Below are 23,476 nucleotides of genomic sequence, written 5' to 3'. Positions count from 1 at the left end.
GCACCGGAGCCCGGCAGCACCGCGGAGACCGGGGGCGCGGCGGAACCCCGCGATGCCCCGGACCCTTTGGACGCACCGGAACCGCCGGCCGTCGTTGAGCCTCGGGACACACTCCCCTCTGCAGGCGCACTGGAAGCCACGGACGCGTCGGACGCCGAGGAGGCACCGGAACCCACTGAGGTAGCGGAACCCCTCGACGCACCAGAACCACCGGCCGCCGTCGACGCCCCGGTCACACCACCTTCCATGGACACGCCGGACACCACGGACGTGCCGGACGCCATGGAGACACCACCCTCCGTAGACGCGCCACCCACCACAGAGGCACCAGACCCCCTGGACGCACCGGAACCCGCTGAGGCGGCGGACCCAGATGAGGCGCCCGCGCCCACTGAATCGCCGGAGCAACCTGCACTTGGCGAGACCACCCCGCGGGACGACGCACCCGCCCGTGAGGCTCCTGAACCTTTCGCGGCACCCGAGGCCGTCTCGGCACCCGAATCGGGCTTCGCCGACCATGACGAGCCGAGTACACCGGATGTCTCGGAGACGCAGTCCCCGACGGACGACATGGATGTTCCGGACCCGTTGGAGGCGCGGAATCCGTTCGAAGTACCGAATCCGGAGAGGGGCGAGAACACCGCCGAGACAGCCGCTGTGCAGAGCGGGTACGAGGGAGAGTCCCTTGAGGCACCCGAGCCGCCCGAACCGCCCGACCCGCTTGAGGCACAGGAGCGACAGGACTCAGCGGACTCTCTGGAGATACCGAAGCCCGCAGAGCCATCGGACTCCGGGGCGGCGTCCGAGCCTGACGAAGCATCCGAACGTCTGGAAGCCTCACGTCTCTCCGAAGGGCCGGAGCGGGCGGAGGAAGTCGCACCCCTGGAGCCGTTCGAGGCTGAGCAGCCCGAGAAGTCAGCGATCGCACCATCCGAAGACACACCGGTCCAAGGACACATACGGGACCGCATAAAGAGCGTGTTCGGTGACAGATCACCTCAGTTCAGGGAGATCTCTGAACTTGTAGACAAACCGGAATTCCAGGTACCCGAGAGGCTTCTCCCGCCGGACCGCTACGGGACTCCCCTCGACCGACCTGATGGCACGCGAACGCCACTCTTCAACGGGCCGCCGAAGCGGGAGCAGACCAGGCAGGGCGCGCTTGGGGACTGTGGCATCATCGCGACACTGGGAGCGGTGGCCGGACATCGCCCCCAGGACATCTCGAACGCCATCCGGGAGAACGAGGACGGCACCTACGAGGTCCATTTCCACGGAGCAAAGAGCGTCGGCATCGGTCGGTACGAGCCCACCGGTGACAGCATCAGGCTGACCGTGACACCCGATCTCCCCGTCTACGATGAATTCCCCGGGATGCCCGTCTTTGCCGACTCGGTGAGCACCGAGACGGCCTGGGCACCCATCATGGAGAAGGCGATCGCCGGGCTCGACCAGACATGGACCGATGAGCGTCGCGCTTCCTGGAAGGTCACACACAACAGGCCCGACAACCTGCGAACCGGGTACGTACGATTGGACGATGGCACCAAATCGGACGAACGCGCAGAGCTATTGGTGCAGTTGACAGGACTACCCGCGGCAACATGGGACGTTCCCACTGGATACGATTACGCAGGCCGTAAACCGGAGCGACAGGTCATCGACCACTTCAAGGAACAGCTGGCGGGCAACTTTCCGATCATCGTTGGAAGTCGAAGGCCGAAGGTGAACACCCAACTACCCAAGGGAATCGTTGGCGGTCATGCCTACGAGGTTACAGGAGTGGATGACAGACGGCTCATCCACTTACGCAACCCGTACAACAGGAACCACCCGACAGAGCCATTGACATTCAAGGAATTCCAGACACACTTTCTACCTCTCTATACAACCCTGGAGCCCAAATGAAAGCTCAGGAAATCGAACTCTATGCTGGCGTGCAGGCAAACCGACCCTTCGGAAGCTTCAGCGTCATGCATGTCTACGCACCCGAGGGGCAAGCCCCGATGGTCCGACTCGCCGTCGAATCAAATGGCGTCGATACACACTATTCCCTCGCACTCGGCGATGTTTTCCCGGTGCAGGACCAGGAGTGGAAACTGGATCGGATCATCGATCTCCACTCCCCGACCGGAGACTGGACTGTGATGCTCAGCCGAGTGAAGTGACGACTGCAGCACCTGAAGAGCAAACAGCGGGGGGATGAGCCGTGCGCCGACTCCCCGAAGCGCTGGAACGGAGTCGGCGACAGGTGAGCCAGCTCCAGAGACACCCTCCCGAGTTCACCACCGGTACGGGTTCTCGCCCGCCGAGACCGCTCGGGCGCGGGTCGCGAGGCGGTCCATGCGGGTGCGGGCCTTTTCGAGTTGGTCGACGTCGTCGGCTGCGGGGCCGTTGCCTGCGGCGAGTTCGCTCCACAGGCCTATGAGGTCGCGGCCCAGATGCAGGCCCTGGAGCGGATCGCGGATAGCACGCCAGGCGGCAGCCGCGCTCTGCACGTTGCCGTACGCGCCGCGTGCGTCGCGCAGGCGGTGACGTCGCCGGGCCAGGTCCAGGGAGAGGTGGAAGGAGCGCAGCGCGTCACCGGCCAGGTAGGCGATGTACGCGGTGAGTTCGTGCAGGCGCAGGACGTCGGAATGGTCCGGGCCGAGGGTCGCGGAGGTCTCGGCGACGGCCCGCTCGGCCATGCCCGCGGCCTCGTTGATCCGGCCCTGCTTCACGGCCTCGTTGATCCGGGCCAGGGACTCGGCGGCCATCCTGCCCATGCCGTCCGGGGGCAGCGATCCCGAGTCGGTCGCGAGCACCGCCTCGGCCACGGCGTCGAACCCTCGCAGCGGCGGCTCCTTCACCGCATCCTCCCCGGCCTCGACGGGCTTCTGTGGTGCGGGGGCGGAGTACGCGTCGACGACGGCTGCGGAGTCGGGCCTGAGCGTTCTCGGTTCGTCCGGGCCTGTCTCCGGTGCCTTCCAGACGGGCTCGGCGATCGACGGGGGCGGGCCGAAGGCGCCGGTCGGCGCGGCGACCGTCCCTGGGGCCACGGGGTCAGGTTCCGGCAGCTCATGCGCCGGCGCGGGCTGAGCAGGGGGCAGTGACTGTTCGGGTACGGCCCGCAAGACGAAGGTGTCGGCGGTGGGTTGGGGGGCCTCCGCCGGGGTCGGCTGCCGCTCGGGCTCCGGGGGATGTGGCAGCGCGTACGGATTGTCCACCGCAGGACCCCCGTGCCGGGCGGGCTGCGTCGGCGCCGGAGGCAGCGGTGTCGAGGGACGACGGGGCTCCGCGGGCTCCGGTGCCGGCGCCTGGGGAGACGTATCCGCCGTCGCTTCCGGCACGGCCCGGAGTACGTACGTCGGTGCCGACGTCCCGGCGTACGGAACCACCGGTGACGGCTGGGCGTCGGGCTTCTGCGGACCCGTCTTCGGCTCCGGTACCGCGCGCAGGGGCACCGTCCGGTCCGAGGTGCCGCCCGGCGGCTTCTGCTCCTCCAGCGCGCGCAGGACGTGCGTCGGCTTGTCGCGGCGGGGCTGCTCCGGCTCGGCCGTCCGTGGCGCGGGGTCCGTTGCCGGTACGGCATGCGGCGAGGGCGTCTCGGGCGTGGGCAGCGGTGTCGGCGGGCCCACGAACTCGCTCGCACCGTCCACCGAGACCCGGATCGGCACCGCGAACCCGATCCGTTCGTCATGGACGGTGGCCAGGACGGGGTGCCCGGTGGCGAGAGCGATGCGATGGAGGTGTCCCAGCACGGCCTGATGGATCTCCTCACCCTCGGCCGCGACGACCGGTACGCCACCGATCGACGCGCCGCCCGCCCCGGGGTCGGTCATGGGGACCCGAACGTCGATCGGTGCCGCCGCCGGGACGGCCGAGGGCTCCGAGAGCTGCTGTTCCCGCTTCTTGTCGCGGCTGGGTCGAGGCATCTGTTCCCTCACTCTGCTGTGCCGGGGGAACCGGTCACACGCTTACCCGTCGAGTCTCTCCGCTGACGCGCGGTTTCACATCACCGTGGTGTCACAGGCTCGTTCCAGACGCTCCGCGCTCCGGGCCTGGCACCTCCCGCGGGCCCGACGCCTCCCGCAGCCTGGCTATCTCCGTGGACCTGGCGCCGGTGCCGAGCCGACAGGCGGCAGTCCGGGGCGAGGCGCCGTACCGGCACGCTGACCGAGCATGTGTGCGGACGCGGTGTGCGCGGCTGTGAGGTCGTGGACACCACCAGGTGATACGGCGGCGGAGCGCAACCGGGCCGCCGCTGACGACGGCATGTGCGCGCCACGGCCCAGATCACCCGCGACTTGCGAGCGCAGCGCGCCGACCCTGGCCATATAGCTGTGCAGTTGGTCGGGGGAGAGGGATTCCACGGGGGTGCTCAGGGCGGCCCGGACGGTCGCGGGGTCCGTGGGGACGGGGGCGGCGCCATGGGCACGGGCGCGTGCCGGGTCGAGTCCGGCCGAACGGAATGCGGCGGCCCGGGCGCGCGCCGTGAGTGCCGCGTCCTGCCGTTCGCCTGTTGGGTGTTCGTGCCTTCCGCCGGCAGAACCAGGCCTGATGGTGCGCCAGCTCATGGTGCCGTTCAACGCGTTGATGCTCACCTCGACGCGGGGCCGAGGTGAACGGCGGCGGGCCGATGCCGCCCGGCCACGGCCGCCGTTCGCTCGGGCGAACGCGCTGAGTTCCGGGTGTGGGACGTTGCGGTCACTGGCCATGGGCGTGGGGACTCCGTGCGTAGGGGTTGTCCGCGAGAACACGGGCGCGTTCGGCGAGGCGGTCCATACGGGCGCGGGCCGCGTCGAGTTGATGGGTGTCGGCTGCGGCGGGGCCGCCGTCCGCGATCAACTCGTCCCACAGGGCGATCAGTTCCTGCCCGAGAGTCAGACCCTGTGACGGGTCCTGCAGCGCGCGCCATGCGGCGGCGGCGCTCTGTATGTTGGTGTACGCCCGTACGTCCTTCTGGTGCTTGCGAATTCGGGCGAGCGCCATGGACAGGACGAAGGAGCGATGCGCGTCGCCCGCCAAGTAGGCGATGTACGCGGCCAGTTCGCGGAGTTGCAGCACCTCGGGGTGCTCGGCTCCCCACATCTGGGTCGCCGAGGCAATGCTCTGTTGCGCCATGGCCGCTGCCGACTCGATCCGGCCCATCCGCATGGCGTCGTTGATCCGCTGAACAGGCTCCGCGAGCAGGGCGGGGACGGTGGCGCCCACGGGCACCGGTTCCGGCGTGGGCTCACTGCTCTCGACCGGGACGGGTGTCGACTCAGGCGCAGGGGCGGGGGCGGGGGTGGGCTCGGGCACCACGACAGGCGTCGGCTCCGGCGCAGGGGCAGCGGGTGTCGGCTCCGGCGCGGGGGCGGGTATCGGCTCGGGCGCCACGGCGGGCGTCTGCTCGGGCACCACTGCGGGTGCCGGATCCGGTACCGCCCTCAGCGCCCGCGTCGCCCGGTCGACTACCGGCTGCGGCGGCGTCACAGCGACGGGCGCCTCGGTCACAGGCGCAGCTTCAGACACAGGCGTAGGTGCAACCTCCGTCACGGGCACAGGTGTAGCCGCGACCGCAGGCGCAACCTCCGCCACAGGCAAAGTCACAGGCACAGCCGCAGCCGCGAACCGAACCGGCTCCCCAGTGAAGTGACTTGAGCCGTCCGCCACGACCTGGAGCGGCGTGACGAAGCCGATCCGTTCATCGCGGACCGTGGCGGCCACCGGATACCCCGTGGCCAGGACCAGACGGTGGAGGTAGTCCAACACCGCGTTCTGGACACTCTCACCGGAACCCACGGCCACCGGCAGCCCACCCACCGTGGCGCTCCCGTCGGCCGAGACACGCACCTCGATGGGCGTCGGCCCAGCCGCAGCCGGGCCTTGCTGTCCAGGCTGGTCCTTCTGCCGCTTGCGCTCACCGCGACTGAATCTGGACATCGGTTCCCTCTACTGGGCGGAAGAGTCGGAGGAGGAGGAAGAAGAGGAGGAGGACTGCTGCGGACTCGGTGGGGCTGCGGCCTCGACCACCGACGCGTCGTCCACCCGCCAGGGTTTGCCGACCGACGAACGTACCAGCTTGACATAGGCGTTGAGCCTCGGTCCCGTGCCGGTCCAGCCATCCCGGCCGATAGCCGTGCCGTCCACGATGAGGGAGCGGTACGCGAGCTGTTCGGCGTCGCGTGGAGCGTCGTCCTCGAGTTCGCTGCTGACGGTCACCTTGGTCCACGCTTGGTGCTTCGCCCAGGTGTTCCAGCCGTCGCCGGGGCCACTGGCCGACTGGTAGGACCGCTCAGCAGCGGCCTTGCGCTCCGTGAAGAAGCGGGTGGCGCGCAGCACGGCATCGTGCGGGCTGGTGTCGTACTTGGTGTCGTAGCCGTACACGACCTCGGCCCAGGCCTTGGCGACGGCGGTCGCGTCGTTGTCGTCGACCACTCCGGGAGTCGGCACCTGCGCGTCGGGACCCAGCGGCTTCCCGTGTGATACGGGTGCCTTGGGGGTGAAGGACGGCTCGTTCGAGGCCTGCCCTCCTTGCTCCACGTCGTTCTTACGGTGGTCGGGCAGACCGCACCCCGACAGCAGGGCGAGGCCGGTGACCACCGCGAGCACGCCGGTCACGGACCTGCGTCCGAACCCGGCTCGTGTGCCACGTGTCCTCATCGTGTCTTCCCCCCGGGCCCGTCCCGTCACTTCAGCCCCAACCATGGTGCGGGATCCACATACTGTCCGTTCTGCATCACCTCGAAGTGGGCGTGCGGGCCGGTCGAGTAGCCGGTGGAACCGACCGCTCCCACTTGTTGGCCGACCTTGACCTGCTGCCCTACGGAGACATTGAGGGCCGACATGTGGTTGTACGTCGTGTCGATCTGCTTGCCGTCGACCGTGCCGTGCGAGATCACCACTCGGTTGCCATAGCCGTTGGACCAGCCCGCGAACGTGACCTTGCCATCGCGGGCGGCGCGGAACGGCGTACCCGCCGCGGCTCCGAAGTCGATACCTGTGTGAAGCTTACGGACGTGCAGGATCGGGTGCATACGCATGCCGTACGGTGAGGTGACCGGTGGCTTCCCAGGCAGCGGCATGGCCATCTGCTGCCCCGGCGGGATCTTGCCGATCGATTTGCCGACCGAGGCGTACTTGGGTATCAGCGACTTGATGCGGGCGACGTAGTTCTGCGTCTCGGTGTACGGCGGCATGCCGTGGTACTTCTGTATGGCCCCCGGGCCCGCGTTATACGCGGCGAGTGCCAGGTCGAGCGTCTCGCCGGATGCCTGCCCTCGTTTCTTGTACCCCTCGACATCTCTGGCGAGGGCGCAGTCGTAGCGCCCTTGCGCCATGATCGCGTCGGCCGGATCGAACGGGGACGCGCGGCCGTTGCCGTCATCGTCCCGGCCCCATGACGGCCAGGTGCCGGGCATGAACTGGGACAGCCCCTGTGCACCCACCGGGGACTCGGCCTTGGGGTTCCAGCCCGACTCGGCCTCTATCTGCGCCGCGATGACGGCCGGCTTGATCACGTCGCACTGGGCGCCGGACTTGAGCACCCAGGGCACGTACTCCGCGGGCACCGACCCGCTCTTGAGGCCCCCGCCGACGCCGCCGCTGCCCTCGGCGCTCGCGTCGTCGACACCACTGGCCCCGACCATCAGGATCACCGGCAGTATCACCGCGGCGATGCCACCCCCGACCACCCAGGCCGCGACCCCTCCCCCGTTCTCCGACATCCGCTCCCCTCAGAGTCAAGTAGCCCCTCGCACCTGCCTGTTGAGTCTCTCTGGCAACACAGCGCACTTGCGTCACCAACCGGTCACAAATGCGTCCCAGAGCCTCACGGGGCGTTACCTGCCCCTCGGTCATCAGTGATGATCGGACTGTTAGCCGCCAACGACACGTCAGGGGAGAGGAGTTACCGGTGGAAGGGAACGCGCTGAGCGGCCCGGAGATCTGGCTTCGGGGACCGATCAACGCAGCCACGGACCCGGTAGCTGTTTCACAACCCCACGAAGTACCCAGCTTGCGACGCCAGTTGGCCTGGGTGGGCGCTCACGGCGGCGCGGGCACCTCCACTCTGGCGGAGGTCTTCGGTGGAGTCGACGGCGGCTGCGCCTGGCCCCGGCCCGACCAAGGGGAGCCGGATGGCGTCCTGTTGGCTGCCCGCACACACGCCGCCGGGCTGCAGGCCGTGTCGCGTGTACTCGATGCCTTCCGGCGCGGCGAGTACCCGCCGGGGCTGGAGTTGGTCGCTGTCGTACTGGTCGCGGACGCGCCGGGGCGGCTGCCCCGGCCGCTGCAACAGCGCATCAAGGTGATCGGTTCGGTGGCGCAAGTACACCGGGTGCCCTGGGTGCCCGCCTGGCGGACGGGGGATCTCACCGTCCCCGCGCCACGGGAGACGGCCGGACTCGCAGCCCTGGTTGCCGCTCCGCCCGTACCCGACACACACGTGAGGAACACCCCATGAACGCCGCACTGTTGATGGTCGCCGCCGACCCGGATTACACCCCGCCGACGTCGGTCACCGGCAAGCTCGACGACGTCCTCGGTTACATCGCCTGGCTGGTCACCGCGGCGGGTGTGGCCGGTGTGCTGATCGTCGGTTCCCGCATGGCCATCGCTCTGAAGACGGGCGATGCCGAGGAACATCTGCGCGAGTACCTCATCGTGATGGGCGCCTGTGTCATCGGGGCCTGTGCGGGGCCGATCGTGCAGTTCACGGGGCTGGCGGACTTCTGGAACACCAACTCGTGACCATCACGAAGGTGCCCACTCGGTGCCATCTGTCACGAGCACGTCACTGACCCGATCGAAGATCGCTACGCGGGTTGTCCGTCGGCCACTCCGCTCGTCAAGCTCACATCGCCCTTACATCTACGCGTACTTGACGCACCAACACTTGGTCGGCCCGCTGGTCGGCCCAAATCGGGGAGAGTTCATGTTTCAGGCGCTCGCAGCCAAGGTCCACCAGCACGTCATCCTCGCGGACGGGAAGGTGCCCGACCCCACGCGGAACGCCCCGGGCGCGCTGACCGGCAAGGTCGACAAGGTCCTCGGCATCCTCGCCTGGGCCGGTACCGCGGCGGGTGTCGCCGGTGTGTTGATCACCGGCGCGATGATGGCGGTCTCGATGCGCCGCGGCGAGGGCTCGGAGCACATGGGCCGGCTCGGCATGGTCCTCGGCGGCTGTGTCCTGGTGGCCACCGCGGGCCCCGTCGTCACCTTCGTCTTCGGCTGATCCGGGTTGATCCTCGACCCATCCTCAACGGAAGGAAGATCTTGCCATGGTGAACTCCGGCCGGTCCCGCGGTGGCAGCGGAGAGTGGGAGCAGCCGTTCTGGCAGCAGCGGGGCTGGATCCTGTCGGCCGGGTTCCTGCTCGTGCTGGTCATCCTCAGCGGCTTCGCCCTGATGACCCGTAACGGCGGCGATACGACGGAGGGGTCTGGCTCTCCGACCCCGAGCCGTTCCTCCGCGCAGGACGGCAAGAAGGGCGGCAAGAGCGGTCAGGACGACCGGCCCGCCGGATGCCACACCGACGACAGCGACCAGACCAAGCCGACGGCACCGCCGAAGGACTTCTCCTGGAAGGCCGTCGGCACCGACCTGGTGCCGGTGTCCAAGTCCGCAGGGCCCCTGAAGTTCGACGGCCCCGTCTGGTCCTGCTTCGCCCACACGCCGACGGGTGCGGTCTTCGCCGCCCACGCCATCCCGCATCACTTCGGATACGCGGGGTGGCGTGACGTCGCCGAGCGGCAGGTAGTCCCGGGCCCGGGACGAGACGCGTTCATCGCCAATCGTGAGAAGCAGCAGGACGCATCCGCCTCCGGCCAGCCGGACGGATCGGGTTACGCGGGATTCTCCATCCTCTCGTACAGCAAGCGGGAGGCGACGGTGATGCTCCTGATACGGGTGCCGGACACCGACCAGTACGGCTCCCTGTCGGTGACCGTTCGCTGGCAGGACGGCGACTGGAAGGTGGCCCCCGACCAGGACGGCGCCGTGTACAGCGGCGGGGCGCGCGTGGACGGCACCGACGGCTTCGTCACCTGGGGGGCGTGAGATGGGTATCGGAGACAAGCTCGCCAAATGTGCCGCCGACCCGCTCCAGTGTGTTAAGGACGGCGTCAAGTTCCCCTTCGAGAAGGGCGGCGAGGTCGTCACCGGCGGCGCCGTGCAGGCCTTCGCCAAGGCGATCGGTGTCGCGACGTCTGAGACGCTCAAGGCGCTCAACGGCGTCTGGATGAACATCGACGCCGGGGATCCGTCCGCACCCACCACGAGCATCCACGGCGTGACCAGTTGGCTGGTCGGCTACGTAGCCGTGGCAAGCCTGCTCATAGCGGCGGTCAAGATGGCCATCGACCGCAAAGGGCAGCCCATGAAGCAAGCCTTCATGGGCATGTGGAAGGTCCTTCTGGTCGGCGGGCTCGCGGTACCCGTCATCCAGGCGCTCAGCGCCGCCTCCGACTCGTACGCCCATGACATCTACCAGCGGTCCAACCTCGGCGACACGGCCAACAAGATCCTCGGCGTGATGTACCTCAGCTCGCCCGGCCTCATCCTCATCTTCGGTCTGCTGGTCATGCTGTCGTCCTTCGTCCAGATCTGTCTCATGTACATCCGCATCGGTGTGCTGATCATGCTGGTGGGCACCCTGCCGCTCGCGGCCGTCTCCTCCATGACCGGCTGGGGCGACGGATGGTGGAAGAAGCACACCGGCTGGCTCGCCGCCTGGCTGCTCTACAAGCCGGCCGCCGCGCTGATCATCTACTCGGCGACGGCCCTGACCCAGAGCGCGCACAGCCAGAAGAACGGCGACGGACATCTGAACCAGGTCATCGCCGGTATGGGCATGCTCATCCTCTCCGTCTTCGCCCTGCCCGCCCTGCTGAAGCTGATCGTCCCGGCCACCGCGGCCCTCGGCAGCACCTCCGGCGGCACGGTCACCCTCAACGCCGTCAACAACCTGGCCAGCGGCGCCGTCAGCATCGCCTCCGGCGGCGCGGCCAGCATGGGCGGCGGAGGCGGCGGTGGAGGGGGAGGCGGCGGTGGGCCGAAGGGCTCGCCCTCCGCCGGGGCGGGCGCCCCGGCCGGAGGCGGCGGTGCAGGTGGTAGCGCCGGCGCCGCGGGCGGAGCAGCCGCCGGAGCCGCCACAGCAGGCGTGGCCATGGGCGTACAGGCTGCCGCACTCGTCGTGCAGACCCAGATCGCCGCGGCCTCGGAGGTCGTGAACTCCCTCGACGACAACGACGGGATGAAGGGCCACAACCAGTAACCCGTCGGACCGTCGATACCGGGCCGGGGAAGAACACCCCGGCCCGGACGCCCCTCTCACCTGCCAAGCCTCCCTGCCGCAGTAGCCGGAAGAAGGAAACCCATGTCCACCGACGCCCTGACGCGTCCCACCTACGGGAACTGGCGGCGCCCTCGCCGCCCCGGCCTCGGCCCGCTGGGCCTCCTCGGTACCGTCGTCGCCTTCGCCGGGCTGCTGGTGGCGCTGCTGGCCTCGTTGGCCTCCCTCGCGGCGGCCGTCATCGTGCTCATTCCCGTGGCGCTCCTCCTCGCCCCGCTCGCGCTGCGAACCGTCGACGGCCGCAACGTCTACCAGGTCATCGCCCTGCGCATCGGCTGGATGAAGCGGAAGGCGAACGGCTCGACCACCTATGTCTCCGGGCCTCTGTCCCAGCGCCCCGGGGGCCGCTTCCAGCCGCCCGGACTGCTTGCCCGTACCAGGATGTACGAGGGCCGGGACGCCTACGACCGGCCGTTCGGCGTGATTCACCACCCGGGCCGCAACCTCTACACGCTGGTCCTCGCCTGTGAGCCCGACGGCGGCTCGCTCGTCGACCCCGAGCAGGTCGACATCTGGGTGGCGTCCTGGGGCGACTGGCTGGCCCGGCTCGCGCACGAGCCCGGTCTGCGCGGCGCCCAGGTCGTGGTCGAGACCGCGCCCGACACCGGCACCCGGCTCGCCGCCGAAGTGCTGCCCCGGATCTCCCCCGACGCCCCCGCCGCGGCCCGCGCCGTGATGGAAGAGGTGGTCGAGCGCTACCCCACCGCCTCCTCGGAGATGCACACGTACATCGCCCTCACCTACGGCCCGGCAGGCGGCCCCAAGCGGGACAGCGACGACATCATCACCGACCTGTCCATGCGGCTTCCCGGACTGCTGTCCGGACTGGTCGCCGCGGGCGGCGGTTCCGCGTACCCGCTCTCGGCCGAACGGCTCGCCGAGGTCGTGCGTGTGGCCTACGACCCGGCCGTCGCACCGGACATCCTCAGCGCCCGCGCCGAGCACTCCACCACCGGCCTGGAGTGGGCCGACGCCGGCCCGGCCGCCACGGTCGAGACCGTCAACGCGTACAAGCACGACTCGGGTGTCTCCCGCACCTGGATGCTGACGCTCGCCCCGCGCGGCACCGTCCGTTCCAGCGTGCTGCGCGGCCTGCTGGAGCCCGCGCCCGGCACCCGCCGCAAGCGGGTCTCGCTCGTCTACCGGCCGATCGACCCGGCGACCTCCGCCCGCATCGTGGAAGGCGACCGCCGCGCCGCCCACTTCATGGCCGGCTCGCGCGGCGGGCTCGTCCAGGCACGCGCCAGCTCCGAGATCCGGGCGGCCGAGCAGACCGCGGCGGAGGAGGCCTCCGGCGCGGGTCTCGTGGAGTTCTCGCTGATGGTGACGGTCACCGTCGACAGCGAGCGGGAACTCCAGGACGCGGCGATCACCGTACGCAACCTCCAGGCGTCCTCCCGCATCCTGATGCGCCCGGCCGACCGGATGCAGGCCTCCGCCTTCACCTGCACCCTGCCCGTCGGACTGCTCCCGTGGGAACACACGCTCGTTCCGTACCAGGTCAGGGAGGCTCTGTGAGCAAGAGCAAGCAACAGCGTCCGCAGCGCCCGGCCGTGGCCCCGCCTCGGGGCTGGCTCGGGCCGGGCGGCGGCCAGGTCGGCTATGTCGACCCGCCCTCGATGTGGCGCGCGACCACCGTGCAGGCCTGCGGTCTGTGGCCGTTCGCCGCCGGTTCGGGCGCCCCGATGACCGGCGTGCCCCTGGGCCAGCATCTGCACACCGGCGCGACCGTGTGCGGTGACCCCATCTCCTGGTTCACCCGGGCCCGTTACATCTCCAACCCGTCGCTGTTCATGCTCGGAATGCCCGGCCTCGGCAAGTCGACCCTGGTCAACCGGATGCTGATCGGCATGGCGGCGACCGGCATCACCCCGCTCGTGCTCGGCGACCTCAAGCCCGACTACGCCGACACCGTGCGGGCGCTCGGCGGCCAGGTGATCTCCATCGGGCGCGGCGTCGGCGGCATCAACGTCCTCGACCCGGGCGCGATGGGCGAGGCCGCGGTACGGATCGGCGGTGAGCGCGGACGCGTGCTGGCCGCCGAGGCGCACGGCCGTGTCCTCAACATGGTCGCCGCGCTGATCACGATCGTGCGCGGCCGGCCGATGGACGACCACGAGCAGTCGGTGCTCTCCGCCTGCCTGCACCATCTGACCGAGCGGACGAAGCCCGGGCGCGCCCCGCTGCTGCCCGATCTGCTGCGGGTCCTGGACGAGGGCCCCGACCGGGTGCGCGCGGTGACCCTGGACCGTGGCGACGTCACCCGCTACCAGGAGGCCGTCGACCCGCTGCACCGCTCGCTGCTCGGTATCCTCGACGGTCCTCTGGGCGACACGTTCGCGGCCGAGACGTCGACCCGGATCGACCCGGCCTCGCCCGCCGTGTGCGTGGACATCTCCCGGATCGGCGAGGCCGACACCCAGCTCACCGCGGCGGCGATGCTCGCCGCCTGGTCGGACGGGCTCGGCACGGTGTCGGCGGCGCACGCGCTCGCGGACGCCGGACTCGCCCCGCAGCGCTGGTTCTTCACCGTCCTCGACGAGCTGTGGCGACCGCTGCGCGCCGCGTCCGGCATCGTCGAGCGGATCGACGCCCTGACCCGGCTCAACCGGTCGCTCGGCCTCGGCGACGCCAAGATCACGCACACCCTCAAGGACGCGGAGGCGCTGGGCAGTGAGGCCGACCGGGCCAAGGCGCGCGGCTTCGTCGAGCGTGCCGGCATGGTCGTGTGCGCGGGCCTTCCGCGGACCGAGATGCGGGAACTGGGCGAGATCGTCGGCATGTCGGAGCGCGAGATCGAGCTGGTCTCCTCCTGGTCGTCGCCGCCCGGCTGGGCCAGCACCGGCGGCCATGAGGAGCCTCCGGGCCGGGGTCGCTTCCTGATCAAGGTCGGTGGCCGTCCCGGTATCCCGATCAAGGTGTCCATCACGGAGACGGAGCGCAACCTCCACAACACCAACACGCGTTGGGCCGGAAACGGACTGAACCTCACGAAGCCGACGGAGGCGTCGAGATGAGTGCACGTCCCGCGCGCAAGGGCCACTCCGGAGGCGACGACCTGCTGCCGTGGATCATCCCCGGAGCAGCCGTCCTCGTCGGCGGCACCTTCACCGGTGCCTGGCTGGGCGGCTCACTCGGCGCGGCACTGTCCGGCGGCGGCTGGAACCCGCCCCCGTTCTCGCTGAAGACCCTGGCCACGCTGGTCAAGGAGGGCCCCGGCGCACTGTGGCCGAACGCGTCGAGCACCGCGGTGACGGCGGGCATCGCGACGACCTTCGGAGTGTTCGTCGCCCTCGTGGTCGTCCTGGTCCTCCTCGTACGCGGCCGGGTCTCCCGCCCCTCCGGCCTCGCCGGACGCAAGGAACTGGCCGCGATGCTCCCCAAGGGAGCCGCCGACCGGGCCCGTGCGCTGCGCCCCTCGCTGTCCAAGTCGCCCAAGCTGCACCCGGACGAGACCGGCAACCTCCTGGGCAACCTGGAACCGGGCGGCCCCGAACTGCGCTCCAGCTACGAGGACGTGGAACTGGACCTGATGGCGCCGCGCGCGGGCAAGTCCACCGGCATCGCCGTACCGCGCGTGCTGCGCGCGCAGGGCAGTGTGCTGCTGACCTCCAACAAGGCGGACGTCTACAGCGTCACCCGCGCCGAGCGCGAACGGGCCGGGCAGGTATGGGTGTTCGACCCTCAGGGCATCGCGCACACCCCGCGCGCGATGTGGTGGGACATGCTCGCCGACGCCGCCACGATCGAGGGCGCGCGGCGCCTCGCGGGTCACTTCGTGGGCGCGGTCAACGACGACGCGTCCAAGCGCGACTTCTGGATCTCGGCGGCGCAGAACACGCTCACCGCGCTGTTCCACGCCGCCAACCGCGGCGGGCGCGGAGTCGTCGAGGTGCTGGCCTGGCTCGCCGACCCGGCCGACCGCACCCCCATCGACCTGCTGCGCGACGCGGCCATGCCCGCGCTCGCGGACCAGTTGCAGGGCACCATCCAGGGTGCCGTCGAAACCCGGGACGGCATCTACGAGACGGCCCGCCAGTGCGTGGCCTGCCTCCTGGACCCGGCCATCGCCGCCTGGGTGACACCGGACCCGAAGATGCCGCAGTTCCTCCCGGAGCGGCACGTCCTGACCCGCGACACCCTGTATCTGCTGTCGAAGGACGGCGGCGGGTCGGCTGCGGGCGTCATCGCGGCGGCGGCCGACTCGGTACTGCGCGCGGGCGTCGTCGCGGCCGAACGGCTGGGCGGCCGGCTCGACCCGCCGATGACCGCGGTCCTGGACGAGGCCGCCAACGTCTGCCGCATCTCCGACCTGCCCGACCTGTACTCCCACCTCGGCTCCCGAGGCGTCAACATCGTGACCCTGCTGCAGAGTTACCGCCAGGGCGTACGCGTGTGGGGCGAGGCCGGGATGGACGCCCTGTGGGGTGCGGCCACCATCAAGCTGCTGGGCGCGGGTCTGGACGACGCGGACTTCGTCGAGAAGGTCTCCCGGCTGGTCGGCGAGCACGACGTGTCGACGGTCAGCTACTCCAAGAGCAAGGACGGCCGCTCCCGCTCCACCTCCTACCGGCTGGAGCGCATCCTGCCCGCCGACCGCATCCGCGCCCTGCCCAAGGGCACCGCGCTGCTCCTGGCCACCGGCATCAAGCCCGCCATGGTCAAGCTGCGCCCCTGGTACGCCGAACCCGGAGCCGACCGCATCCAGGCCGCCGCCCAGGCCGAGGTCCAAGCCATCACCGCCCGCGCCGTAGAGAAGGCCGTCCGATGACCACGTCCGAAGCCCAGCCCGCAGCACCGTCGTTCATCCTCTACCTCGACGGGGTCGAGTACGCCGAGGAGATGCGCAACCTGGCCCTGTGGGTCTCCGACCTCCTGCTCCCGGTCTACGGCCGCGAGGTCTCCTCCTCCCACCCCTGGTGCCCGCGCTGGTGGGAACACCTGGAGGCCGTGGCCCGCCTGCACGCCCTGTGGCTGGCCTGGCAGGAGTGCACCGACCCGTCGGCGGGCGCCTCGGGCCCGGCCGTCTGGCACCGCGACCACCTCGGCCCGGTACTGACCGAACTCCGCTCCCCCAACGGCCCGTTCGCGGGATGCAAGGAGGGCAGCCACCGGGCGAAGGCGGGGCCGGTGGTCGAGCCGTACGACGGTTGACCGCAGCCGACAGGGCGACGCACCCGTGTTCAATGGGCAGACCCGTGACTCTCACCACTCACGGCCCCAAGCCATATCCAGATGGCCGAACAGGAAGAAGAACTATCCGTGGCTGACGAACGTTCACTCCGCGCTTACATCAAGCGGTACGCAGCCGGTGATATCCCGCGCGAGGAGATGCTGGAAACCATTGCCGCCTGGCCTCTGGAGGAGGAGGACTGGGACGAGGCGCAGCCAGAGCCCAGCCACCAGGACAACACGGCCTCGGTCATCTACGGCGAGAGCCTGCTGGGACGGCTCACAGAAGAGGACGTCGAAGAGATCCACCGTCGACGGAAGACACAGGACGCATGAGCGGAGACGACTACCGGCCGCTCTATCAGGAACTGCAGCGCCGCATCGGCCCGGGTGGCGATCTCGCACCCGGTCCGGAGGACACCTTCGACCGCCTCTCACAAGGAGGACTGTGGACCCCGGAACGCAGGCGCATGCACGGTGCGATTCTGGAAGAGTTCCAGGCACGCTGCCAAGGCCTGCCCCGGGACGGCCATGCCGCGCTTCTGACAGCGGGGGCACCAGGCGCCGGCAAGGGTTCGGCACAGAACAATCTGGCTCGCTGGCAGGGCGAGGACTCGGATTTAGGCCGCGAGCTTGCACGTGCCCATGGGGTCGACCTGAGTAGGTATGTGGCCCTGGACCCCGATCAGTTCAAGGTCGCTCTCGTCGCTCATGGAGGCGCGCCTCAACTCACGGCGGAGCAACTGAGCTTCCCTGGCGGCAAGCGGTTGTCCCCGTCGGAAATGGCCTCTCTCCTCCACCGGGAGTCGGCCCTTCTCCAGGACCAGTTCGAGGTATGGGCCCGCAGCGAGGGCTACAACCTGCTGTACGACGCCACGTTGAAGAACCTCGACAAGAACTCCCGGCTTCTGGCGGATCTGCAACGGGAGGGCTATGACAAGCGCGTCGTTCTCTCCGTGGAGGTGCCCCTGGAGCAGTGCCTCGCACAGAACGCCGCCCGCTGGGAGGCGGGTCGGCGGGAATTCGACGCGGGGCGTGACTCGTACGGCGGCCGCATGGCACCCGAGGGGATGATCAAGGACCTCTATGCGCGCAGTGAGTCGGGACGAGGCTACTCGATCGGCCGTGACAACGCCGAGAAGCTCACCGAGAAGGGGCTCGCCACCGCGCTGATCACGACGGACCGTGGCAGCTTCGACAAGGCGGCGAGTCAGGCTTCCCCCACACGCGGGCTGACGTCCGGTGAACCGAAGGCCCAGGCTCCGGTGTTCAAGAGAGACGACAGCATCGTGCGGGTTGCCGCTGCCGGACGCCTGCGTTCCGTCGACGGCGCCGCATCGACGACGGGCACACCGACCACCGGCCCCTCCCGGCCATCGGGCTCGGCGGTTTCCCAGACGCCAGGCCTTCCGCAGCAGCCCAAGAACCCTGGTCCGCACCGCTGACCGACTTCAAGCAAGGAGCAAGAGATGGCAGCCAACGCGTACTTCGAAGACATCGTCGACTGGTATCACCACCGGGCGGGCAGGGCCCACACCCTGGTCCGTGCGGTCTATGACCCAGCCACCCGTCGGGCGGTAGCGATCGTGTCCGAGCTGGCAAGCAATCCCGACGACCGCGGCATCACGGACGACTTCGCCGGCGTGGCCGACGCTGTGCTGCCGACCCTGCGCCAGGCCTTTGGCTCGGACCTCAGTCGGGTGGAGTGGATCGCCCACTTCGGAGAGTTCTCGTACCACGACCCGGCGGGCCCCGAGACCTTCACCCGGATCGCTCTCACTACAGGCGAGGCTGGCCACCGGGACGATCTGAGCGGTGACCAGCCGCTCACGACGTCGGACGTGGAGAAGCTGTTCCAGGGGCTGCGGCTGCAACCCGTCAACGAGGTGCTGGCCCGCATCGGGCACGGCGGGGCAGGTGACATGTGACCGAGCATGTGTCAGGACGGGACGTCCTGCGGCAGGCCAGGAATCTGTACCAGCACTATCGCGACACCGTGGAGCCAACGGATCGGCGAGTGGCGATCATCCGCTTCGAGCCGGCCGCCACCGATCCGCCCGACTGGCAGATACGGCTCCAGGCCTCGAAAGTCTCCGCCGAACAGAAGGTGAAGAGCTTCGAGCACCTCGGCTTCAAGGCCGACCACATCGTCCTGCCACCAGAGACGACGCGTGCTCAGTTCGCCGAGGTTCTCGAACGCGCCAACCAGGATCCCCAAACCCGCGCGATCATCGTGCAGTTCCCGCCGCCGGCCCATCTGCGACCGCTCGTGGAGCGGATGGATCCGCAGAAGGACATCGATGCCCTCCTCAAAGGCCGCTCCTCCTACCAGGCCTGTGCCACCGCCGAGGGCATCTGCCGCGTGGTGGAGCCATTCGCCCAGGACGATCCGACCATCGCGGTCGTGGGCAGCAAGGGCTTCGTGGGCCAAGGCGTGGTCACCACCCTGCGGGAGCAGGGGCACCGGCTCATGGAACTCGACGCCGGTGACGACCTGTTGAAGGTACGAGACGCCGATATCGTCGTCTCGGTCACCGGCAATCCGGGCATTCTCGGTCCCGAGCATCTTCAACCGCACCACCGGCTGGTCGTGGACTCCGGTTTCGTACCGCAGGCGGATGGCAGCGTGCGCGGAGACGTCCAGCACGCGGCTTACCACATCCCGCAGCACCTCACCCCTGTGCCCGGCGGTATCGGTCCGGTCGAGATGGCCACCCTCATGGAACGGGTGATCCGTAAGGAGGTCGACCCGAACGCGCAGTCCTGGAAGGTCGAGCCGCGCCCTTACCTGACCAAGGAGCAGATGGCCCAGGGGGCGACGACTCCCAGCGCCTCGGCCGCGACCACGCAAACCCCCACACAGCAGACGCCCAAGGAGCAGCAGGCCCAAGGGACGACAGCTTCCGGCGCCTCGGCCACAACAGCGGAGCCTTCCGCGCAGCAGACGTCCGTGGCACAACAGTCGACCCCGGCTTCGAACAATCCGGTGGCCAACGCCGCCAGACTCCGCGGACTCGGGTCTGGCGGCCCCGCGCAGTCGGCTCAGACCCCGCCCCCGGGCCCCGTGGCCCCGCCGCGTACCCACGCCCCCAAGCCTCCGGCACCTCCCGGCCCGGGTCCTGGGCGCTGAGCCCCGGACATCCCTCGTGGCACCGCGCACCTCAACCCCGAGTCACGACGCAGCCGCCGCTGACGGCTGAGGACACCGCCCACGAAGGGAGCACCAGTATCGACACCGCCGAAGAGATCGCCGCAGCCGTCCACGCCCACGAGCGAACAGCCGTCGACGTGGTCACGGCCGCGCTCGAGCGGATCGGACGCGTCGACCCGCTGCTGTGCGCCTTCGTCGAGGTCTGGGGCGAGGACGCCGTGCGGTGGGCGCTGGAGGTGGATGCTCGGGTCGCGGGCGGTGAGCGGCTTCCGCTGGCCGGGGTGCCGATCGGGGTCAAGGGGCGGTACGGGCTGCGGGCGGCGGGTCCGCTGGTCGACGCCGGGTGTGTGCCCGTCGGCGCCACCGCCGTTCCCGGGCCGGGAACCGCCTGGAAGACATGGGGACTTGGGCGCCACGGCCGTACCGTCAACCCCTGGCGGGCCGACCGTACCCCGGGCGGCTCCTCCGCCGGGTCGGCGGCAGCCGTCGCCGCCGGGCTCGTTCCGCTGGCGACCGGGAGTGACGGGGCGGGCTCGGTGCGGATCCCGGCGGCGTGGTGCGGGGTGGTCGGGCTGAAGTCCACGAACGGGCGGCTCCCCTCCGGCGACCGTACGGGCCTCGCGGCCCCCGGCGTCCTCGCCCGGTGCGCCTCGGATGTCGCGGTGTACTGGCGGGTGATGGCGGGCGAAGCGCGCGCGGGGAGCACCGCCGTGCCCACCGCCGTCTGGTCTCCCGATCTCGGGTTCGCCGCGCCCGACCCGGAGCCCGTCGCCCTCGCCCATGCCGCCGCCCATCGACTCGCGGACTCCGGGGCCCTACGGCTCGTACGCCCCGACACGCCCCTCCGCCTCGACGACCCCGCCCCCGCCTGGCTCGCCCTGCGCTCCTCCCCCGGCACCGACCACAACGCGGCACAGCGCATCCGGGCCGTGAACGACCGACGCCTGGCCGACCTCTTCCACGGCGCCGACCTGCTGCTGACTCCCACGACCCCCAACCCCCCGCACGGCCACGACGGTCCCGGCGAGCGCTACTCCACCTCCCTGACCTGGGCGTTCAACCTGAGTGGGCATCCGGCGATCAGCATCCCGGCGGGGATCGGTGCCGACGGCTGCCCTCTGGGCCTGCAGATCGTCGCTGCGCACGGCAGGGAGGATCTGCTGATCAGCCTCGCCCAGGCCCACATGCCCCCGCCGTAACGGACCCCCGCACCTCCGCACCTCCGAGAGGAACGAACCCCCATGCGCTGGACCATCCACGGCGAACGTCCCCTCTACGACACCCCCTGGGTACGCCTGCGCTCCCTGGATGTCGAGCAACCCGACGGAACCCGCTGCGACTACCACGTGGTCCGGCTGCGGGACCTCGCCGTCGTCGCGGCCGTCGATGCCAACGACCGCGTCCTGATGATGTGGCGCCACCGCTTCGTCACCGACACCTGGGCCTGGGAGCTGCCCATGGGGCTGGTCGAGGACGGCGAGACGCCCCTCGCGGCGGCGGCGCGCGAACTCGAGGAGGAGACCGGCCGGCGCCCCGGCTCGCTGCGCCCGCTCGTCCACGCCCAGCCCGCCGCGGGCATCACCGACTCCCGGCACCACGTCTTCCGTACGGACGACGCCACCCGCGTCGGCGAACCGACCGAACGCAACGAGTCGGACCGCCTGGAGTGGATCCCGCTGTCCGGGCTGCGCGCGTTGATCGCGGACGGGCAGATCGTCAGCAGCGCCACGCTGGTGGGGGTGATGGCCCTGCTGCTCGGCCTCGAGCATGGGACCGCCCCTGAGCCCCCTACGCCGTGATGTCCTTCGTCGTGAAGCGAGCCCAGGCCGCCGAGCCGAACGCCGCCGCGTACAGGGCCTGGAGACCGAGGTTGCGGAGCAGGTCGTTCCAGTAGACCGGTTCGCGCATGAGGTCCGCGAAGGACAGCCAGTAGTGCGAGAAGAGATACGGCTGGAGCGCGTGCAACTGGGGGATCTGGTCGAGGATCTGGACCGTGATCACCAGGCCGACGGTCGTCGCCATCGCCGCGATGCCGCTGTTGGTGAGGGTGGAGACGAACAGCCCGAGCGCCGCCACACCGACCAGGGACGCGGCGACGACCAGGGCGATCAGCAGGGCCCGTACGAGCCCGTCGGCGAAGCTGATACGCGTGCCCGAGATCGTCGTCAGATCGCCGAGCGGGAAGAGCAGGGCGCCCACCGCCAGCGCCGAGAGGGCGACGACGAGGGTGGCGACCAGGCAGAACACCATCGTGGTCGTGTACTTGGCGAACAGCAGGCGGGTACGGCCGGCGGGGGCGACCAGCAGATAGCGCAGCGTCCCGGAGTTGGCCTCGCCCGCGATCGCGTCGCCCGCGATGACGCCGATCGCCATCGGCAGGAAGAACGGAAGGGTCGCGGCCAGCGCCGTGAACACCAGGAACAGCCCGTTGTTGGTGACCTGCGCGATGAACGCCGGACCGGCGTCGCCGCCGTGTCCGCCACCACCGGTCCCCCCGCCGGTCTCGCTCTTGACGGCGATCCCGATCAGGATCGGTACGGCGGCCAGCACGGCCAGCAGCGCCCGCGTACGCCACCGCCGGAAGGTGGTCCCCAGCTCGCTGCGCACCAACCCGAGCGTCCACAGAGGGTTCGGCTTACGGAGCGCAGGTGCCGGCAACTCGGCCCCCGACATCTCAACCTGCGACATCGAAGCCCTCTCCCGTCAGTGCCACGAACGCGTCCTCCAGCGAGGCGCGTTCGACGCCGAAGCCGCGTACGCGCACCCGGGCGACGACCAACGCCGCGTTCAGATCGGCCAGTTCACCCTCCGGTGGCTCCCCCGTCACCCGCTCCTCCTCCACCACCACGTCGGCCACGCCCTGTTCCTTCAGCACGCGAGCCGCGTCGGCCGTGTCCGGGGTTCGTACGACGAGACGGCCGCGCGCCCCGGCCGCGAGGTCCGCCACCGCGCCCTGGGTGATCAGACGGCCCTGGGCCATGACCGCGGCATGCGTGCAGACCTGCTCGATCTCGTCCAGCAGATGCGAGGAGAGGAAGACCGTCGTACCGTCCGACGCCAACTCCCGTACCAGGGTGCGGATCTCGCGCATGCCCTGCGGGTCGAGACCGTTGGTCGGCTCGTCCAGGACGAGGAGCTTACGGGGCTGCAGCAGGGCGGCGGCGAGCCCCAGACGCTGCTTCATGCCCAGGGAGTACGCCCTCGCCTTCTTCCCGGCGGCAGCCGAGAGGCCGACCCGGTCGAGGGCGGTCTCGACGCGCGTGCGCCGGGTGCGCGGGTCGGCGGTGGGGTCGGCGGCGTCGTACCGCAGGAGGTTGTCCCGGCCCGAGAGGAAGCCGTACAGCGCCGGACCCTCGATCAGGGCGCCGACGTGCGGGAGCACGGCGCGCGAGGAGCGGGGCATGGGCTGCCCCAGAACGCGCGCCGTGCCGGAGGTGGGCTCGATCAGGCCCATCAGCATGCGGATGGTGGTGGTCTTGCCGGAGCCGTTCGGCCCGAGGAAGCCGAAGATGCTGCCCGCCGGGACGGTCAGGTCGAGCCCGTCCACGGCGAGCTGTCCGCCGCGGTAGCGCTTGGTGAGAGAGCGGGTGGCGATGACCGGGGCGCTCGGGTCACCCAGGTCGCCCGGGGCAACCGGGCCCCCTTGATCACCCGCCACCACGTCCGGCCCTGCTCCCGCTCCCGTCTCCGCTTTCGCTTCCGTCTCCGCTTCCGCGACGGACCGCTCCTCCATCAGCTCTCCTGCTCGTACGTCGGCTGCTCAGCCACCCGGCCACCCGGCCACTCGTGCCGCCGACCGATCGTCACCGTCGGCCGACCGTGACCCTCGGCCGCTCG

Annotated in this window: 23 protein-coding genes; 17 read left to right on the top strand and 6 right to left on the bottom strand. The window is 70.1% G+C overall.

The annotated features are described in order from the left end of the window. Positions 1–246 precede the first annotated feature (246 nt). Positions 247–1,908: a C2 family cysteine protease gene (locus NGF19_RS11175; protein WP_252424524.1), complete on the top strand. Its 1,662-nt coding sequence runs from the start codon at positions 247–249 to the stop codon at positions 1,906–1,908. After that, positions 1,905–2,168, top strand: a complete 264-nt coding sequence (locus NGF19_RS11170) for a DUF6406 domain-containing protein (protein WP_252424522.1) — start codon at positions 1,905–1,907, stop codon at positions 2,166–2,168. Before NGF19_RS11175 ends, NGF19_RS11170 begins: the two co-directional genes overlap by 4 nt. Before the next feature lie 114 nt (positions 2,169–2,282). On the opposite strand, the gene NGF19_RS11165 is transcribed toward NGF19_RS11170, so the two are convergent. The 4 genes from NGF19_RS11165 to NGF19_RS11150 all read right to left on the bottom strand — a co-directional run bounded on the left by NGF19_RS11165 (position 2,283) and on the right by NGF19_RS11150 (position 7,691). Then, entirely contained in the window at positions 2,283–3,914 is a 1,632-nt protein-coding gene (locus tag NGF19_RS11165; RefSeq protein ID WP_252424520.1) for a tetratricopeptide repeat protein, read from the bottom strand. A 772-nt stretch (positions 3,915–4,686) separates the two neighbouring features. Then, positions 4,687–5,478 carry a hypothetical protein gene (locus NGF19_RS11160; protein WP_252424518.1) on the bottom strand — a complete coding sequence of 264 codons (792 nt, stop codon included), beginning with the start codon at positions 5,476–5,478 and terminating at the stop codon, positions 4,687–4,689. Between the two features lie 438 nt (positions 5,479–5,916). Beyond that, the gene (locus NGF19_RS11155; protein ID WP_252424516.1) at positions 5,917–6,627 is read right to left on the bottom strand and encodes a hypothetical protein; all 711 of its coding nucleotides are present in this window, start codon (positions 6,625–6,627) and stop codon (positions 5,917–5,919) included. A 26-nt stretch (positions 6,628–6,653) separates the two neighbouring features. Further along, entirely contained in the window at positions 6,654–7,691 is a 1,038-nt protein-coding gene (locus NGF19_RS11150) for a peptidoglycan DD-metalloendopeptidase family protein (protein ID WP_252424515.1), read from the bottom strand. A gap of 290 nt (positions 7,692–7,981) precedes the next feature. Between NGF19_RS11150 and NGF19_RS11145 the strand changes: the two genes are divergently transcribed. The 15 genes from NGF19_RS11145 (at position 7,982) to NGF19_RS11075 (ending at position 21,438) form a co-directional block, all read left to right on the top strand. Further along, the gene (locus NGF19_RS11145; protein WP_308288473.1) at positions 7,982–8,428 is read left to right on the top strand and encodes a DUF6668 family protein; all 447 of its coding nucleotides are present in this window, start codon (positions 7,982–7,984) and stop codon (positions 8,426–8,428) included. Then, positions 8,425–8,715: a hypothetical protein gene (locus NGF19_RS11140; RefSeq protein WP_252424514.1), complete on the top strand. Its 291-nt coding sequence runs from the start codon at positions 8,425–8,427 to the stop codon at positions 8,713–8,715. The genes NGF19_RS11145 and NGF19_RS11140 overlap by 4 nt, the downstream gene beginning before the upstream one ends. Before the next feature lie 184 nt (positions 8,716–8,899). Then, positions 8,900–9,199 (top strand): hypothetical protein, encoded by a 300-nt coding sequence (locus NGF19_RS11135; protein ID WP_252424513.1) that lies wholly within the window; start codon positions 8,900–8,902, stop codon positions 9,197–9,199. Positions 9,200–9,245: 46 nt separating this feature from the next. Beyond that, entirely contained in the window at positions 9,246–10,022 is a 777-nt protein-coding gene (locus NGF19_RS11130) for a DUF8175 domain-containg protein (protein ID WP_252424512.1), read from the top strand. A 1-nt stretch (position 10,023) separates the two neighbouring features. After that, positions 10,024–11,238: a hypothetical protein gene (locus NGF19_RS11125; RefSeq protein WP_252424511.1), complete on the top strand. Its 1,215-nt coding sequence runs from the start codon at positions 10,024–10,026 to the stop codon at positions 11,236–11,238. A 102-nt stretch (positions 11,239–11,340) separates the two neighbouring features. Further along, positions 11,341–12,834 (top strand): SCO6880 family protein, encoded by a 1,494-nt coding sequence (locus tag NGF19_RS11120; protein WP_252424510.1) that lies wholly within the window; start codon positions 11,341–11,343, stop codon positions 12,832–12,834. Beyond that, the gene (locus tag NGF19_RS11115; protein ID WP_252424509.1) at positions 12,831–14,333 is read left to right on the top strand and encodes a putative type IV secretion/conjugal transfer ATPase; all 1,503 of its coding nucleotides are present in this window, start codon (positions 12,831–12,833) and stop codon (positions 14,331–14,333) included. Before NGF19_RS11120 ends, NGF19_RS11115 begins: the two co-directional genes overlap by 4 nt. Beyond that, positions 14,330–16,087: a type IV secretory system conjugative DNA transfer family protein gene (locus tag NGF19_RS11110; RefSeq protein WP_252424508.1), complete on the top strand. Its 1,758-nt coding sequence runs from the start codon at positions 14,330–14,332 to the stop codon at positions 16,085–16,087. Before NGF19_RS11115 ends, NGF19_RS11110 begins: the two co-directional genes overlap by 4 nt. Continuing rightward, on the top strand, positions 16,084–16,470 hold the full coding sequence (locus NGF19_RS11105) for a DUF4913 domain-containing protein (protein ID WP_252424507.1): 387 nt from the start codon (positions 16,084–16,086) through the stop codon (positions 16,468–16,470). The genes NGF19_RS11110 and NGF19_RS11105 overlap by 4 nt, the downstream gene beginning before the upstream one ends. Positions 16,471–16,551: 81 nt before the next feature. After that, positions 16,552–16,824: a hypothetical protein gene (locus NGF19_RS11100; RefSeq protein ID WP_252424506.1), complete on the top strand. Its 273-nt coding sequence runs from the start codon at positions 16,552–16,554 to the stop codon at positions 16,822–16,824. Next, positions 16,821–17,933 carry a zeta toxin family protein gene (locus NGF19_RS11095; RefSeq protein WP_252424504.1) on the top strand — a complete coding sequence of 371 codons (1,113 nt, stop codon included), beginning with the start codon at positions 16,821–16,823 and terminating at the stop codon, positions 17,931–17,933. The genes NGF19_RS11100 and NGF19_RS11095 overlap by 4 nt, the downstream gene beginning before the upstream one ends. Before the next feature lie 24 nt (positions 17,934–17,957). Continuing rightward, the gene (locus tag NGF19_RS11090) at positions 17,958–18,416 is read left to right on the top strand and encodes a hypothetical protein (RefSeq protein WP_252424502.1); all 459 of its coding nucleotides are present in this window, start codon (positions 17,958–17,960) and stop codon (positions 18,414–18,416) included. Then, a complete protein-coding gene (locus NGF19_RS11085; RefSeq protein ID WP_252424500.1) occupies positions 18,413–19,618 on the top strand; it encodes a tetrahydrofolate dehydrogenase/cyclohydrolase catalytic domain-containing protein in 1,206 nt (401 codons plus the stop codon). The genes NGF19_RS11090 and NGF19_RS11085 overlap by 4 nt, the downstream gene beginning before the upstream one ends. A gap of 59 nt (positions 19,619–19,677) precedes the next feature. Continuing rightward, the gene (locus tag NGF19_RS11080) at positions 19,678–20,838 is read left to right on the top strand and encodes an amidase (protein ID WP_252424725.1); all 1,161 of its coding nucleotides are present in this window, start codon (positions 19,678–19,680) and stop codon (positions 20,836–20,838) included. Positions 20,839–20,880: 42 nt separating this feature from the next. After that, positions 20,881–21,438, top strand: a complete 558-nt coding sequence (locus NGF19_RS11075; protein WP_252424498.1) for an NUDIX domain-containing protein — start codon at positions 20,881–20,883, stop codon at positions 21,436–21,438. Here the strand turns inward: NGF19_RS11075 and NGF19_RS11070 are convergent. Continuing rightward, on the bottom strand, positions 21,428–22,327 hold the full coding sequence (locus NGF19_RS11070; RefSeq protein WP_372505645.1) for an ABC transporter permease: 900 nt from the start codon (positions 22,325–22,327) through the stop codon (positions 21,428–21,430). The two genes, NGF19_RS11075 and NGF19_RS11070, sit on opposite strands and share 11 nt — an antisense overlap. Beyond that, entirely contained in the window at positions 22,314–23,372 is a 1,059-nt protein-coding gene (locus NGF19_RS11065) for an ABC transporter ATP-binding protein (protein WP_252424496.1), read from the bottom strand. The genes NGF19_RS11070 and NGF19_RS11065 overlap by 14 nt, the downstream gene beginning before the upstream one ends. Between the last annotated feature and the right edge of the window lie 104 nt (positions 23,373–23,476).

Origin of the sequence: Streptomyces macrolidinus, assembly GCF_023887685.1 — a bacterium.
Classification (GTDB): domain Bacteria; phylum Actinomycetota; class Actinomycetes; order Streptomycetales; family Streptomycetaceae; genus Streptomyces; species Streptomyces macrolidinus.
The sequence above is the reverse complement of the archived record's forward strand: the minus strand, read 5'-3'. Positions and strand labels throughout refer to the sequence as shown.

Excerpts from the sequence above, each read along its gene's own strand:
- NGF19_RS11175 (WP_252424524.1), top strand. The coding sequence starts at position 247 with ATGGACACGCCGGACACCACGGACGTGCCGGACGCCATGGAGACACCA.
- NGF19_RS11170 (WP_252424522.1), top strand. The coding sequence starts at position 1,905 with ATGAAAGCTCAGGAAATCGAACTCTATGCTGGCGTGCAGGCAAACCGA.
- NGF19_RS11165 (WP_252424520.1), bottom strand. The coding sequence starts at position 3,914 with ATGCCTCGACCCAGCCGCGACAAGAAGCGGGAACAGCAGCTCTCGGAG.
- NGF19_RS11155 (WP_252424516.1), bottom strand. The coding sequence starts at position 6,627 with ATGAGGACACGTGGCACACGAGCCGGGTTCGGACGCAGGTCCGTGACC.
- NGF19_RS11150 (WP_252424515.1), bottom strand. The coding sequence starts at position 7,691 with ATGTCGGAGAACGGGGGAGGGGTCGCGGCCTGGGTGGTCGGGGGTGGC.
- NGF19_RS11140 (WP_252424514.1), top strand. The coding sequence starts at position 8,425 with ATGAACGCCGCACTGTTGATGGTCGCCGCCGACCCGGATTACACCCCG.
- NGF19_RS11135 (WP_252424513.1), top strand. The coding sequence starts at position 8,900 with ATGTTTCAGGCGCTCGCAGCCAAGGTCCACCAGCACGTCATCCTCGCG.
- NGF19_RS11130 (WP_252424512.1), top strand. The coding sequence starts at position 9,246 with ATGGTGAACTCCGGCCGGTCCCGCGGTGGCAGCGGAGAGTGGGAGCAG.
- NGF19_RS11125 (WP_252424511.1), top strand. The coding sequence starts at position 10,024 with ATGGGTATCGGAGACAAGCTCGCCAAATGTGCCGCCGACCCGCTCCAG.
- NGF19_RS11120 (WP_252424510.1), top strand. The coding sequence starts at position 11,341 with ATGTCCACCGACGCCCTGACGCGTCCCACCTACGGGAACTGGCGGCGC.
- NGF19_RS11110 (WP_252424508.1), top strand. The coding sequence starts at position 14,330 with ATGAGTGCACGTCCCGCGCGCAAGGGCCACTCCGGAGGCGACGACCTG.
- NGF19_RS11105 (WP_252424507.1), top strand. The coding sequence starts at position 16,084 with ATGACCACGTCCGAAGCCCAGCCCGCAGCACCGTCGTTCATCCTCTAC.
- NGF19_RS11100 (WP_252424506.1), top strand. The coding sequence starts at position 16,552 with ATGGCCGAACAGGAAGAAGAACTATCCGTGGCTGACGAACGTTCACTC.
- NGF19_RS11095 (WP_252424504.1), top strand. The coding sequence starts at position 16,821 with ATGAGCGGAGACGACTACCGGCCGCTCTATCAGGAACTGCAGCGCCGC.
- NGF19_RS11090 (WP_252424502.1), top strand. The coding sequence starts at position 17,958 with ATGGCAGCCAACGCGTACTTCGAAGACATCGTCGACTGGTATCACCAC.
- NGF19_RS11075 (WP_252424498.1), top strand. The coding sequence starts at position 20,881 with ATGCGCTGGACCATCCACGGCGAACGTCCCCTCTACGACACCCCCTGG.
- NGF19_RS11070 (WP_372505645.1), bottom strand. The coding sequence starts at position 22,327 with ATGTCGCAGGTTGAGATGTCGGGGGCCGAGTTGCCGGCACCTGCGCTC.
- NGF19_RS11065 (WP_252424496.1), bottom strand. The coding sequence starts at position 23,372 with ATGGAGGAGCGGTCCGTCGCGGAAGCGGAGACGGAAGCGAAAGCGGAG.